The following is an 11,769-nucleotide window of genomic DNA, read 5'->3' as shown; positions in this document are numbered from 1 at the left end:
GCGGGCAGCTTCAAACCGAGTCCGGAGCCGTAGGCGCAGACGGCCAGGCGACGACCCGCGTACAAGGCTGGGTGTCCGAACATGTGGCCCGGCCGCGCTCCGAGATGCGCGCCGATCTGGGTCATACGTTCGGCGACCTCGGGCTGCCATCGATCTTCGGTCATCGTGGTGCTGTCATCTCGGTTCTCCGACGCCCGGTCCGTCGGCTGCTTGGACGCCGGCCCAGGCGGCGATGGCTTCAGCGACGGCATCGGGGGCGTCGGACTGGAGGAAGTGACCGGCGCCAGCGATCGGGACCGTGGTGCTGTGGGGCAACAGCCGCTGCCAGCGTTCGAGCTCCTTGCGACCGAACGCGATGTCGCGATCTGCCCAGACGATGAGGGCCGCGAGGTCGGAGAAGTGGCTGATGCTGGCCTCGCAGTGCGCGAGGAACTCGCGTTCCTTGGTGAGAGCACGAGGCAAGACAGCCGTGGGCACTCGCGCCGCCGGCGTGGGGAACGCCGCGCGGTACTGCTCCATCTCGGCCGCTGAGAGCTCGCGGAGACGGTGGCCCATCGGAAGCGTCGCGTTGACGAACAGGTTGAACCGTCTGATGGCGAACCGTCCGAGCGGGCCGCCCAGCAGCCGAGACATGACCTCGACCTTGGGGATGCCGTTCAGGGGCCAGGCCCACGTGTTGGCGATGACGAGCCCGGACACACGCGACGGGTCGCGGGAGGCGGCGGCGATGCCGATGGGCCCACCCCAGTCCTGCATCACGAGGGTGTAGTCGCGCAGGTCGAGGTGCTCGATGAGTTGGGCGACGACCTCAGCATGTTCCTGCGGTGAGAAGCCGTACCCGTCGCCCGCGACCGACCTGCCGAACCCCGGGTAGTCAGGAGCGATGCAACGGAACGAGGGCGAGAGCCGGTCGATCACCTGCTGCCACACGACGGACGAGGTCGGGTTGCCGTGCAGCATCAGGAGCGTGGGTCCTCGGCCCGCGTCGACGTAGTGGACCTCGTTGGACCCCAGCCTGACCATCCGACCCCCTTCTCCCGGTACACTTTAGATTATCAAGCGACGAGCTCTCGTGGGCGATCGGGTTCGGGATGGCGAAGGACTACGGCCAGTTCTGCGGTCTCGCACGGGCGCTCGACGTGGTGGGCGACCGGTGGACCCTGCTGATCGTGCGCGAACTCCTCATGGGGCCAGCGCGGTTCAGGGACCTGCAGCACGGGCTTCCCGGCATCGCGACGAACCTGCTCACCGAACGGCTCGCCCGCCTGGCGGAACTCGGGATCATCACGCGCAGTACCGAGGCCACCCGCCCGATCTACGAGCTGACCGAGTTCGGCGAGGGGCTCCGCGAGCCCGTCGAGGCCTTCGTGCGCTGGAGCGCACCCCTGATGATCAGTGGCCCCGGCGACGACCATGCCGACCCACGGTGGCTCACCATCGCGGTCCCTGCCCTCCTGGAGCAGGCCCAGCCCGACCAGCCAGGTGCCAGGACCGTCCAGGTCGACGATGTCACCCTTCGGATCACCTCGACAGGGGACGGGGTTGCAGTGAACCTGCTGCCCGACGGTGACCACCACGGTGACATCGACCACCGGGCCACCATGCCCCAAGTCCTGGGGGCGGCCTTCATGAGCCGGTCGTTCGACGACTTCCTCCGGGCGCTGTGAGATCTCCAGTCCATCGTCAGCCGTGCTCTGCGCGCGGAGCCACCGAGGACAACGAGCGCACCTAACGTGCCGTGCGCCGACCAACAGCACGAGTGGAGCACCGATGGCATCGCTCGACGCACGGACGCTCGCCGCCCGTTTCGAGCGCACGGTCGTGGGATTCTGGTCACTTGGCGGGCGAACCGTTCAGCGCCGCCACTTCCAGGAGGTGAGCCACCCGACGGCTCCGGATCATCCACTGGGCAACTTCGTGCATCGTGTCCGGGGCGACCCTCGTGCGGCCCTCCACGAGCTAATCGGGGCCGACCGCACGCCGTGCACCGCGGCTCGCCGCCGCATCCTGATCGAGACGGCAACGCCTCCAGCCCTGGAGGCCACGCTCGTTGTCGACGACTGGCAGCTGGAGTGCCAGCTCCAGCTCGTGCTGTCGTCCACGACCCCGATCGACGCGCCCACCTCGCCCGTTCGACCTGCGACCCGAGACGCGGACTGGCAGGCGATCACCGACCTGTTCCGTGCCGATCACCTCGAGGAGGACGCCCGCCGCGGTGACCCCCCGCGACCAGCATCCTCGACCCAGGCTGCCGTGGCGCTGCGACGCAGCCTGGGGCCCGACGTGGAGTACCTGCTCGCCCACCGAGGCGAGCGCGTCACCGGCTGCCTCGCGATCTGGGTCAGCGAGGAAGGCGTGGGCCTCGTCGAGGACCTGTTCGTCCGGCCCGAAGCGCGTGGAACCGGGGTCGCCACGGAACTGCTCCGACATGCCGTCCACCGCAGTCGACGTCGGGGCGCCGGTGCGATCGTCATCGGCGCCGAGACCGACGACACCCCGAAGCACCTCTACGCCAAGTTCGGCTTCGAACCCGCCGCCGTGCTCCGTAGCTACACCGCCCCACCATCCCTGCCACCACGGCACGACGGCGGGCCCGCCGCGCGTGACACACCGACGACGTGAACGAAGCTCCGCTGCCTCGTGGAGCGGTGCGGCAGCAGGACCCGATCGAGACCGTGATTGCGGGCTGGCTGCTGTGTGGCCGTACAGCACATAGCTGCCAGAGGTCGTTGGAGGGTTGCGGCCCTTGCTCGGCCTGGGCCCGGGGCGACTGACCTACTCGGTCATCCCCGGAATGCTTCGGCTGAACTCGTGCTCGCAGGGGTGGAAGATTGGAGCAAGGTCGACAGGTGGTGTTCCCCCCGTGGCGCACCCCGACGACGCGGTGATGGGTACTGCGGAGTTGATCGCCCTGGATCGGGAGGATCGCGGCCTTCGTTTCATCCTGCTGCATGCCACCGACGGTGAAGCTGTGGGATTGCGCCGGATGCCGGTGTCGATCGTGAACAGCTCGGAGTGGTGCCGCGCCGAGAAGATGAGGCGGGCTGGCGGGTCATCGGCCGTGGCCTCGATCGTCCAGCCTCGCGCAGCCGGTCGAGGGTCGTGGCGACCACTTGGTCGTCAAGTCGTACCTGCGCGACGCCCAGCAGCCAACGCAGCTCGAACAGCGGGCCACCCTTGTGGCCGCAAGCCGTGAATCGGCTGCAGAATGGACGAGTACCTCCGGTGGAACGAGGTCTAGCGCCCACCGCCCTCAAGCGGCCGGTAGGCTTACGACGACGCCTTCGAGGCGCGAGATCAGCTCCGGGGTGCCCTGGCCCGTGATATTGATCCTGGTGCGCCCATCGGAAGGCGCCACTGTCACCGTCAATGTCTCAGTCTCTTTCACGAGTAGGGCGAGCAGCCCAATCAGGAAGAACAGCAGCCCGACGACGGCGACCACCATCGCCCATTGCGGGGTGTACTTCCGCGTCAGTATGAGTGTGTAGTTGCCACCCATGTTCACGGTATACCCTACAGCGCCAGCTGCTGCGCCGATGAACTGTTGCATGACTTCGTCGGGATTCCCCCCACGGGTCATGGTCTGCACGTACGGCTGTCCAGCTGCCATAATCTCCCCGATATCGCGCTTGGTCGGGGCAAACGCCCCCAACACCTCTATCGGCCACGAGCCGAGCAACTGAAGCGTGCCCGCCCCGGTTCGACCTGGCCGACGGTGACATGCTCGACTTCCTGCCGCTACCGACATGCGGGATCGATCATGTTCGCGGCGTGCGCAGCACCCATGGACGTCGCGTTCGCACTCTGAGCGCTCGTGGCCTCCGGCAGATCAAGGCAGCCCGTGCCGGTCGGGCGCATCGGCAACGAACTGGCGGTTGACCAGGTCGGCTGACGGCACCCCGGCGGGGTCCCGAACGGTGCAGCCGCGGCCGCGGCGGCGGTAGATCCCGCGGATGTTGGCCTGACGCATCAACCGCTCCACGCGCTTGCGGGAGCAGCGCAGCTGGCGGTCACCGAGCCGCAGCTCGGACCACACCCGTGGGGCGCCGTAGCTGTGACACGACGCGGCGTGGATGTCGAAGATGGTGTTGGTGAGCGTCGCATCGGCCAAGTCGCGGGCCGAGACCGGCTCGATACGCCAGGCGTAGAAGCCCGACGTGGACACCCCCATCGTGCGGCAGACCACCGAGGTCGGAAGGTCGCCGCACCGGTTCGAGATGAAGGTGTAGATCATTTTGGGAGCACGTTCTCCCGGGCGAAGTACGCCGCGGCGCGCTTGAGGATCTCGTTCTCCATCTTGGCCACGCGCAACTCGCGGCGTAGCTCCACGAGCTCGGCCTTCTCCGCGCGTGTCACGCCGGGTGTGGCGCCCTCGTCGATGTCGGCCTGGGCCATCCAGTTGCGCAGGCAGCTGTCGGAGATGCCGAGGTCCTCGGCGATCTGTGCGACCGGCTTCTCACGCAGCCGAGCGAGCTCGACGGCCCGCTGTCGAAACTCCGGGGGATGTGGTCGAGGCATGTGTCGGACTCCTCCAGAGGCGACCCTCGTCGCCTCACCGTAGGTGTCCGCTGTCCCGGGGGAGGCTCAGCTCGCGGTCGTTCCGCTCGGCGCGGCGCGCCACTTCTATCCCGACGCCGGCGCCGCCCTGACCGTCCTCACCTACCTCGCCGTGAGCTGGGGTGTGGTCCGGATCCCCCTCACCCTCGCCAGGGAACGCAAGACCGCTGCCGGCGAGCTCTCCATCCATGGCATCACCAGCCCTCCAACAGATGCCTGACCACTCGGAAGAGGAGTTGCTGGCCATCCATGGCGGTGGTCCCAAAGCGATCGCCATTCTCGGTGACGCATCTCATGGGCCTGCACGCTGGGGTGAGTGCGGCCCGCGGTCCTCGGTCTGCTTCGTGATTCGATACTTCTCCCCTGGTGGGCGCTTGAGTTGGGAGTGGTGATGCGTGCGGTTGTCCAGACTGGCTATGGAAGGCCGTCCGAGGTCCTCGAGGTGCGCGAGGTCGATAAACCCTCCGCTGCGGACGGCGAGGTGCTGGTTCGGGTACGAGCCGCGTCGGTGCATCCCGACGTCTGGCACGTCGTGACCGGCCTGCCGCGGGTGCTGCGACTCATGGGCTCAGGCGTACGGCGACCCAAGGACGCCGTGCCCGGCACCGACATGGCCGGGCAGGTCGAGTCGGTCGGCGCCGGCGTGACGCAGTTCCGGCCCGGTGACGAGGTCTTCGGCGAGACCATCCTCGGCATGCAGTGGCGCAACGGCGGGGCGTACGCCGAGTACGTGGCGCTGGCCGAGGACTCGCTGGCGCCCAAGCCGCCCGAGGTGACCTTCGAGCAGGCCGCGACCGTGCCGACGGCAGGGCTCATCGCCCTGCACAACCTTCCCGAGCGCGGCCGCAGGGCCGGCCAGCGCGTCCTCGTCAACGGGGCCGGCGGCGGGGTCGGCGCCGTCGCCGTCCAGCTCGCGAAGTCGTGGGGCGCGGTGGTGACGGCCGTGGACCACGCCCGCAAGCTGGACCTGCTGCGCACGCTCGGCGCAGACGTTGTCGTGGACTACACCGCCGACGACGTCACACGCAGCGGTGAGCGCTACGACCTCGTGTTCGACGTGGTGGGAAACCACCCGTTCTCGGCGTACCGCCGCGTGCTCGCCAACGACGGTTCGTACGTGTTGATCGGCCACGACCACTTCGGGACGCAGGGCCGGCGCGGGCTCGGGAGCATCCCGCGGATGTTCGGGCTCATGGCCCGGTCGACGGTGGACCGGCGGCTGTCGCCAGGCCCGTTCAAGCCGCCCGACCGCGTCGAGTCGATGGCACGCCTGCGCGCCCTGCTGGCTGACGGCGCGCTGACCCCCGTCGTCGCCCGGGCCTTCGCGCTGGAGCAGACAGCCGACGCCATCGCGCTGCTCGCCTCCGGTCAGGCGGTCGGGCGGATCGTGGTCGTGCCGTAGGACGCCGGTCTTCTGGCCTCGACCTCGGTGACCGCAATGAACAGGGCTCCGCCGATCAGCACGAGCGTCCCCCAGACGGCACCCGGGCTGGACGCCTGGTCGGGCAGCACGATCGCGGACCATGCGGCGAAGGTCCGCACTGCCCCGGCGCCACGATCAGGGCCGGACCGCCGCGCGCGAACCGTGACGATGTGCGGCTTGTCCTCGGTCCGTACCCGCACACAACCACCATCCCTCCTCGACGGATCGTCTACGGTTCCGTATACTCAGGCCATGCCTGCAACCAAGATGCTCCGGGTCTCCGACCGCACCCACGACGGCTTCCGCCGCGAGGCACAACGGCGAGGTGCAACCATCGACGAGGTCGCCGCCGCAGCACTGCGGGCCCTGCACCAGAAGGAGATGGGCGAGCAACTCGCTGCGCCGCTCGAGGCTGACGAGTCCGAGTGGCTCGATGCCCCGTTGCGGTGACGTCCGGCTCGCCGATCTCGGCGAGCCGCAGGGGCGGGAGGCCGGCTTCGCGCGTCCCGTCGTGGTCGTCACCGCGCAACTGGTGCTCGATCAAGAGCCGAGCGTGGTCCAGGTCGTGCCGCTGACCTCCACGATCCGTGGGTACCGATCCGAGGTGACCATCGAGCCCGATCAGGACAACGGGCTCGAGGCGCTGTCCGCGGCGCAGTGCCAGCACATCCGTGCGATTGCCATCGAGCGGGTCGCTGCGCCGCTCGGCAACGTTGGCCCGCAGGCGCTCACCCAGATCCGCGAGATCCTCGCCGACCTCCTCGACCTCTGACAACCCGCTCGAGACCGTGATCGTGGGCGGATCGGCTAGATGGCCGTGCCGCACATAGCTTGCGGCGCCTCGCGGGGCGGCGGTTCGGGAATCGGGGATCGAGCGGTCTCCGTGGTCCCATCACTGTTCGGCTCCCGCCCGTCGGGAGCCGGCGTATGGTGAACGGGTTGTTGCGACCGGAGCAAACGTGGCGCAACTGCACGTGGAGACCACGCTGGCGGCAACGGGTGAGCGCGTCGACCTTTGGGTCAGCGACGGCCGGTTCGTCCCGGGCCCCCTCGAAGATGCCTCGACACATTCTGGCGGGTTCGCGGTTCCTGGGCTCGTGGACGCGCACGCGCATCTCGCCCTGGCCAGCCCCCTGGCCAACGGCAGCGAAGCCCAGCAGGTCCGCGCGTCGGCGCGTGCACATCTTGACGCCGGGGTGCTGGCCATCCGCGAAGCCGGCGGGCCCAGCCGAGTCTCGTCCGGCATCGGCAAGGACGAGGACCTGCCGACCGTCGTCACAGCCGGGCAGTTCCTCGCCCCACCCGGCCGCTACTTCCCCGGCCTGGCCCGCGAGGTCGACGATGCCGGACTGGTCGCCGCCGCGCAGGACGAACTGGCCCACGCCCGCGGCTGGGTGAAGGTGATCGGGGACTTCTTCGACGGCGAGGGGCGGTTCGCCGTCAACTACCGCACGGAGACGCTGGCCGACGTGGCCACGGAGGTGCACGCCGCCGGTGGCCGGATCACGATGCACGCCATGATTCCCGACTCGGTCCAGCAGGCCATCGATGCCGGGTTCGACGGCATCGAGCACGGCACCGTGGTCGAGGACGGCCAGGTCCGGGCGATGGCCGCCGCCGGGATCACGTGGACGCCGACCGCTCTCATCGACGGCATCCTGCGAGACACCGGCGAGGGCATGCTGGGCCACGACGGCGCCGCCTGGCTCGAGGGCGGGATGGCCGGCCACGCTGACGCGATCCGCCGCGCCCACGAGATGGGTGTGCGTGTCCTGGCTGGCACGGACGCCGGGATGAACCCCCACGGGGTGGTGGCCCGCGAGATCCGTCTCCTCCACGCTTTCGGCCTGCCGGCAACGGTGGCCCTGGGCGCCGGTTCGTGGGACGCGCGGGACTACCTGGGGCTGCCTGGCATCGAGATCGGGGCACCCGCGGATCTCGTCGTGTTTCCCGACGATCCGCGGGAGGACCTGGCTGTCCTCGACCACCCGTCCCTGGTCCTGCTGCGCGGCCGCCGAGTCGGTGGACCCAGCCCCGGCTGGCACTGACCGGCGGCGCCGCGTCTTCACGAGATCGTGCGAGCCACATTGTTGTGAACGGAAGAAGCGCAGGGGCTGCGGCAGCCGTGAGTTCGGGCGAGTGAGAGCGAGGCCACAACCGCGCGTAACCTCCGGAAGAGGGTGCTCATCTAGCGGCTCGGCGAGACGGGATCCTCAGAGGGCGTATGAGACCATGATCGGGTGTTGGGGTGTGGGACCAGGCTGACGCCTACGAACGCTTCATGGGTCGATGGAGCCGCGTGGTGGCTCAGACGATCTTCGACTCGGCGTCGGTACAGCTCGGTGGGCGTTGCCTCGACGTCGGCTGCGGGGTGGGGACGCTCAGCGGCACGGTGATCGAGCGGTTCGAACCGGACGTGATGGTGGGGATCGATCGCAGTGCCGCGTTCTTGACGCTCGCCGGCCGCGGCGAACCGAAGTTGGCGGTCGTGCAGGCCGACGCCTCACGCCTGCCGTTCGCGTCCGACGTGTTCGACGCCGGAGTCAGTGGACTGGTGCTGAACTTCGCACCTGACCCGCGGTTGGCCTTGACGGAGATCGTGCGGGTCGTGCGCCCGGGCGGGACCGTGCTGGTCTACGTCTGGGACTACGACCATCCGGACTTCTTCCTCGCCCGCTTCTGGCACGGGTTCGAGGCGGTGCGAGGACGACGAGCCCATGAGGATGAGCGCGGCCGGTGGCCCGTCTGCAGCGAAGCTGGTCTGCGCGACCTGGCACGCACGTCCGACCTGTCGTCCCGGGTTGTCCGTCCGGTCGAGATCACCTCCGTCTTCGAGGACGCTGACGAACTGTGGGACGGGTTCTCACTCGGGGTGGGGCCAGCCGGAACGGCCACCCAGGCGCTGACGGCCCACGAACGCGACCAGCTACGCACGATCGTGACTGACCAGTTGCCACTGAACGAACAGGGTCGGGTCGAGCTCACTGCGCGCGCGATCACCCTCATAGCCAAAGCCACGTAGGGACGACGACCTCCTCAGACTCGGCCCGGAGATTCGAAGCGCACCGAGCGAATCCGATGCTTCTATAGCCGTCAAGCGGCGGGGACCAGGTCGGGTTCGGCCTCGGTGAGGGCCTCGACGATCAGGGGGTAGAGCTCTCGTGCGGTGTAGCGCTTGAGGCGTCGGAGGATGTCGAGGTTGGCCTTGGTGCCGCCGGTGCGCTTCTTGACGTAGGCCTTGGAGCGGGGGTCGCAGAGCAGCCGGTTGACGGCGATCAGGTGCAGCGCGGCGTTGGCCTGGCGGTCTCCGCCGCGCGAGAGCCGGAACCGGTCGGTCTGTCCGGATGAGGCGGGCATGGGGGCGGTGCCGGTGAGCCGGGCGAACGCGCCTTCGGAGCGGAGCCGGTCGGGGTTGTCGCCGGCGGTGACCAGCAGCGTGGCGGTGGTGTGGATCCCCACTCCACGCAGCGCGACCACCTTGGGTGCGGTCGTGGTGACCAGGCGGGTCAGCTGGCGGTCGAGGTCCTTGATCTCGGCGTCGAGCGCACGGAAGCGCAGCGCGAGCTTCTTCATCGCGTAGCGGGTCGCGGCCAGCACGGTGTCGGGTTCGTCGCCGGGCCGGAACTTGGCGGCGATCGCAACTCGCTTGCGGGTGGTGCGGCCCTCGAGCTGTTCACGCAGCGCGGGCGGTGCGGTCACGGTCAGCGCGTGCAGCTGGTTGGTGACCTGGCTGCGGGAAACGACCGCAGATCGGCGGGTGAGCCGCAGCACCCGGATCATCTCGACGTTCCCGGCCCCCGACTTCGGGGTGACCGTCGCCTCGCCCGAGAGCACCTTGCGGGCCGCAGCCTCCGCGTCGATCGGGTCGGACTTGCCGGCGTTGCGGCGCAGCTTGCGGTCCGGCCGTTCGACCTCGACCACCACCACACCACGGTCACGCAGCCAGCGGCACAGCCCCGCGCCGTACGCGCCGGTCCCTTCGATCCCGACCGTGTCGATCGTGCCAAGCTCGCTGGCCCACGCGTACAGCTCGGCGAACCCGACGGTCGTCGTGGGCAACTCGAGCTCATCGAGCCGGCGACCGAGCTGGTCGAGAGCGACCACCAGATGGGTGTGCTTGTGGGTGTCGATGCCGAGGGTGACGAACACCTCGGCCTCTGGCATCGTGGACATCGCACCGTCTCCTCATCGCTGATGGCGGACGGTGCGGCGGAGTCGGGTCGTGCGGACAGCACTGCGACGAGACCGCAAGGGCAGGCTTCTATCAAGTCACGGCGGCCCGGCTCTCGCCACACCTCCACGGGGCCGCGCACCGGCCGACGGATCGGTTTCAAGACACCCGGTCGGTGACTATGTGAGACAGGCCGATGGGGGCCACCGCTGCCACCCACCCTGGCAGGCCGAGCAGCTGCGGTCATCCTCGCAGTGATGATGGGCGGGTTGGTCCAGCAGCCCTTCGCCCACGACTCCTGGCGGGGTGGGTCGCCGGGCGCTCAGCTCGCCGTCGCGCCAGACCGCGATGCATCGTCCTGGGTCGTCGAGCTCGACCGCCGAGTTGATGTGTCGGCGGTATGCCGGGACCGGCACCCGGAAGGTGTCGCCTGGGGAGCATGCTTCGCGCGGGCACTTCCCTCGTCCGATGGCGGTGCCTTCGACTGCGGCGGACCGCTCTACTCGACACGGCTCTCGGAAGCGCTGACGAAGCCGATCCGGACCCGCATCAGGACGTCCGAGCGTCCCAGTGCACGGTCCATCCGCTCGGCGACCCCAGCGACGTGCTCACGCAGCTCGTCCAGGTCGCACGCGAGCGACGTCGTCACCTTGGCGTCGAACGACGGGGGATCCGCGGACACGAGGCGTGCGCTGCTGTTGCGTACGCTCGGTAGCCGTCCGAGATCGGTCTCGATCACCTTCGACAGCGCCCGACCACGCACCTCGGTGCGGTGCGGTTCCTCCCCGGACGGCAGCCTCAGCTCGTTGACTCCTCGTTGCTGGTGGGCCGGCAGGAGGTGCCGGATCGCGAAGGCCGCACCCAGGATCGCGACGACCGCCGCGACCGCGATGACGGCGACATCGGGCCAGGCTTCGAGCTGCTCCAGCGCCGTCTCGGTCATACCCGTCAGGTCCGGCGGTGCGAGGAGGTTCAGAACGATCGCCAGGATCGCGGTGCCGGCGGCGACCAGCGCCAACCCGACGAGGATGACGACCAGCCGGTCGACGACCTCGAGAAGTGTGGTGCGACGCCGCTTCATCGGACCCGCCCCCCGCCCGAGCTCACGTCCACGGTCACCTTCGGTGTCTTCTTCTGAACGAGCTGGCCGATCTCCGCGCCAAGCCGGTCGCGGGTGCGGCGGCGCAGCGCCTTCTTGTGGCTGCCTTGCACCATCTGCAGCCTGACCTTCGCCCGTCGCCGGATGCGGACCTTAGCGTCGTCCACCTCGGGGTCCGCTTCGGCGGTCCGGGTCAGGCGCCGTTCGAGCCCCCGACGATCCAGGGTGAAGGTCACCCGTTCGCCTGCATGGTGGAGCAACGAGCGGGGGCGGCGAGGGGTGAACTCCATCACCAGGACCGCCAGCCCGAGCAGGACCAGGCCGACGGCGACCGCGATCGCCAGGACGGAGGTCGGATCGAAGGCCGCGACGGTCCGCACCACCTCGTCGGTGTCGACCAGTTGCTCCGGCCGACCCATGGTGTCCAACGTCCGCTGGGTGGCGATGAGGAACGCGATCGCGGTCACCGCGATCCAGAACAACAAGGCGACCAGACGCTCGAGCACGCGGAGCAGCATG

General features: G+C 69.2%; 16 protein-coding genes. 8 read left to right on the top strand and 8 right to left on the bottom strand.

What is annotated here, in order from left to right:
- Positions 1-174: 174 nt before the first annotated feature.
- On the bottom strand, positions 175-1,023 hold the full coding sequence (locus tag NITAL_RS26075; RefSeq protein ID WP_052668416.1) for an alpha/beta fold hydrolase: 849 nt from the start codon (positions 1,021-1,023) through the stop codon (positions 175-177).
- Between the two features lie 68 nt (positions 1,024-1,091).
- On the opposite strand from NITAL_RS26075, the gene NITAL_RS26070 reads away from it, so the two are divergent.
- Complete coding sequence (locus tag NITAL_RS26070) at positions 1,092-1,667, top strand: winged helix-turn-helix transcriptional regulator (RefSeq protein ID WP_052668417.1); 576 nt, start codon at positions 1,092-1,094, stop codon at positions 1,665-1,667.
- A gap of 103 nt (positions 1,668-1,770) precedes the next feature.
- Positions 1,771-2,622 carry a GNAT family N-acetyltransferase gene (locus tag NITAL_RS26065; protein ID WP_052668418.1) on the top strand — a complete coding sequence of 284 codons (852 nt, stop codon included), beginning with the start codon at positions 1,771-1,773 and terminating at the stop codon, positions 2,620-2,622.
- Positions 2,623-3,253: 631 nt separating this feature from the next.
- On the opposite strand, the gene NITAL_RS26060 is transcribed toward NITAL_RS26065, so the two are convergent.
- The 3 genes from NITAL_RS26060 to NITAL_RS26050 form a co-directional block, all read right to left on the bottom strand.
- The gene (locus tag NITAL_RS26060) at positions 3,254-3,550 is read right to left on the bottom strand and encodes a hypothetical protein (RefSeq protein ID WP_211262589.1); all 297 of its coding nucleotides are present in this window, start codon (positions 3,548-3,550) and stop codon (positions 3,254-3,256) included.
- 279 nt (positions 3,551-3,829) lie between these two features.
- Positions 3,830-4,234: an IS3 family transposase gene (locus tag NITAL_RS26055; RefSeq protein WP_052668420.1), complete on the bottom strand. Its 405-nt coding sequence runs from the start codon at positions 4,232-4,234 to the stop codon at positions 3,830-3,832.
- A complete protein-coding gene (locus NITAL_RS26050; RefSeq protein ID WP_052669158.1) occupies positions 4,231-4,518 on the bottom strand; it encodes a transposase in 288 nt (95 codons plus the stop codon). The genes NITAL_RS26055 and NITAL_RS26050 overlap by 4 nt, the downstream gene beginning before the upstream one ends.
- 43 nt (positions 4,519-4,561) lie before the next feature.
- On the opposite strand from NITAL_RS26050, the gene NITAL_RS26045 reads away from it, so the two are divergent.
- Both NITAL_RS26045 and NITAL_RS26040 read left to right on the top strand, forming a co-directional pair.
- Positions 4,562-4,777 (top strand): hypothetical protein, encoded by a 216-nt coding sequence (locus tag NITAL_RS26045; protein ID WP_052669155.1) that lies wholly within the window; start codon positions 4,562-4,564, stop codon positions 4,775-4,777.
- Between the two features lie 222 nt (positions 4,778-4,999).
- A complete protein-coding gene (locus NITAL_RS26040; protein ID WP_052669153.1) occupies positions 5,000-5,959 on the top strand; it encodes an NAD(P)-dependent alcohol dehydrogenase in 960 nt (319 codons plus the stop codon).
- Here the strand turns inward: NITAL_RS26040 and NITAL_RS26035 are convergent.
- On the bottom strand, positions 5,926-6,180 hold the full coding sequence (locus NITAL_RS26035; RefSeq protein WP_052669151.1) for a hypothetical protein: 255 nt from the start codon (positions 6,178-6,180) through the stop codon (positions 5,926-5,928). The two genes, NITAL_RS26040 and NITAL_RS26035, sit on opposite strands and share 34 nt — an antisense overlap.
- A 52-nt stretch (positions 6,181-6,232) precedes the next feature.
- On the opposite strand from NITAL_RS26035, the gene NITAL_RS26030 reads away from it, so the two are divergent.
- The 4 genes from NITAL_RS26030 (at position 6,233) to NITAL_RS26015 (ending at position 9,002) form a co-directional block, all read left to right on the top strand.
- A complete protein-coding gene (locus NITAL_RS26030) occupies positions 6,233-6,430 on the top strand; it encodes a hypothetical protein (protein WP_052669148.1) in 198 nt (65 codons plus the stop codon).
- The gene (locus NITAL_RS26025; protein WP_052669146.1) at positions 6,414-6,752 is read left to right on the top strand and encodes a type II toxin-antitoxin system PemK/MazF family toxin; all 339 of its coding nucleotides are present in this window, start codon (positions 6,414-6,416) and stop codon (positions 6,750-6,752) included. The genes NITAL_RS26030 and NITAL_RS26025 overlap by 17 nt, the downstream gene beginning before the upstream one ends.
- A gap of 187 nt (positions 6,753-6,939) precedes the next feature.
- On the top strand, positions 6,940-8,028 hold the full coding sequence (locus NITAL_RS26020) for an amidohydrolase family protein (RefSeq protein ID WP_052669143.1): 1,089 nt from the start codon (positions 6,940-6,942) through the stop codon (positions 8,026-8,028).
- A 254-nt stretch (positions 8,029-8,282) separates the two neighbouring features.
- Positions 8,283-9,002, top strand: coding sequence for a class I SAM-dependent methyltransferase (locus NITAL_RS26015; protein ID WP_169786965.1), 720 nt, complete (start codon positions 8,283-8,285; stop codon positions 9,000-9,002).
- Between the two features lie 71 nt (positions 9,003-9,073).
- Here NITAL_RS26015 and NITAL_RS26010 read toward each other — a convergent pair whose 3' ends face one another.
- The 3 genes from NITAL_RS26010 to NITAL_RS26000 form a co-directional block, all read right to left on the bottom strand.
- Positions 9,074-10,153 (bottom strand): IS110 family RNA-guided transposase, encoded by a 1,080-nt coding sequence (locus NITAL_RS26010; protein ID WP_052669140.1) that lies wholly within the window; start codon positions 10,151-10,153, stop codon positions 9,074-9,076.
- Positions 10,154-10,650: 497 nt separating this feature from the next.
- A complete protein-coding gene (locus NITAL_RS26005) occupies positions 10,651-11,232 on the bottom strand; it encodes a hypothetical protein (protein WP_052669138.1) in 582 nt (193 codons plus the stop codon).
- A complete protein-coding gene (locus NITAL_RS26000; protein WP_052669135.1) occupies positions 11,229-11,768 on the bottom strand; it encodes a DUF6286 domain-containing protein in 540 nt (179 codons plus the stop codon). The genes NITAL_RS26005 and NITAL_RS26000 overlap by 4 nt, the downstream gene beginning before the upstream one ends.
- Position 11,769 lies beyond the last annotated feature (1 nt).

Source organism: Nitriliruptor alkaliphilus DSM 45188 (assembly GCF_000969705.1).
In the GTDB taxonomy this organism is placed as follows: domain Bacteria; phylum Actinomycetota; class Nitriliruptoria; order Nitriliruptorales; family Nitriliruptoraceae; genus Nitriliruptor; species Nitriliruptor alkaliphilus.
Note: the sequence above shows the minus strand (reverse complement) of the source record. Positions and strands in the feature narration are given on the sequence as shown.

Excerpts from the sequence above, each read along its gene's own strand:
- NITAL_RS26030 (WP_052669148.1), top strand. The coding sequence starts at position 6,233 with ATGCCTGCAACCAAGATGCTCCGGGTCTCCGACCGCACCCACGACGGC.
- NITAL_RS26005 (WP_052669138.1), bottom strand. The coding sequence starts at position 11,232 with ATGAAGCGGCGTCGCACCACACTTCTCGAGGTCGTCGACCGGCTGGTC.
- NITAL_RS26050 (WP_052669158.1), bottom strand. The coding sequence starts at position 4,518 with ATGCCTCGACCACATCCCCCGGAGTTTCGACAGCGGGCCGTCGAGCTC.
- NITAL_RS26010 (WP_052669140.1), bottom strand. The coding sequence starts at position 10,153 with ATGTCCACGATGCCAGAGGCCGAGGTGTTCGTCACCCTCGGCATCGAC.
- NITAL_RS26025 (WP_052669146.1), top strand. The coding sequence starts at position 6,414 with ATGCCCCGTTGCGGTGACGTCCGGCTCGCCGATCTCGGCGAGCCGCAG.
- NITAL_RS26055 (WP_052668420.1), bottom strand. The coding sequence starts at position 4,234 with ATGATCTACACCTTCATCTCGAACCGGTGCGGCGACCTTCCGACCTCG.
- NITAL_RS26000 (WP_052669135.1), bottom strand. The coding sequence starts at position 11,768 with ATGCTGCTCCGCGTGCTCGAGCGTCTGGTCGCCTTGTTGTTCTGGATC.
- NITAL_RS26070 (WP_052668417.1), top strand. The coding sequence starts at position 1,092 with ATGGCGAAGGACTACGGCCAGTTCTGCGGTCTCGCACGGGCGCTCGAC.
- NITAL_RS26060 (WP_211262589.1), bottom strand. The coding sequence starts at position 3,550 with ATGCAACAGTTCATCGGCGCAGCAGCTGGCGCTGTAGGGTATACCGTG.
- NITAL_RS26075 (WP_052668416.1), bottom strand. The coding sequence starts at position 1,023 with ATGGTCAGGCTGGGGTCCAACGAGGTCCACTACGTCGACGCGGGCCGA.
- NITAL_RS26065 (WP_052668418.1), top strand. The coding sequence starts at position 1,771 with ATGGCATCGCTCGACGCACGGACGCTCGCCGCCCGTTTCGAGCGCACG.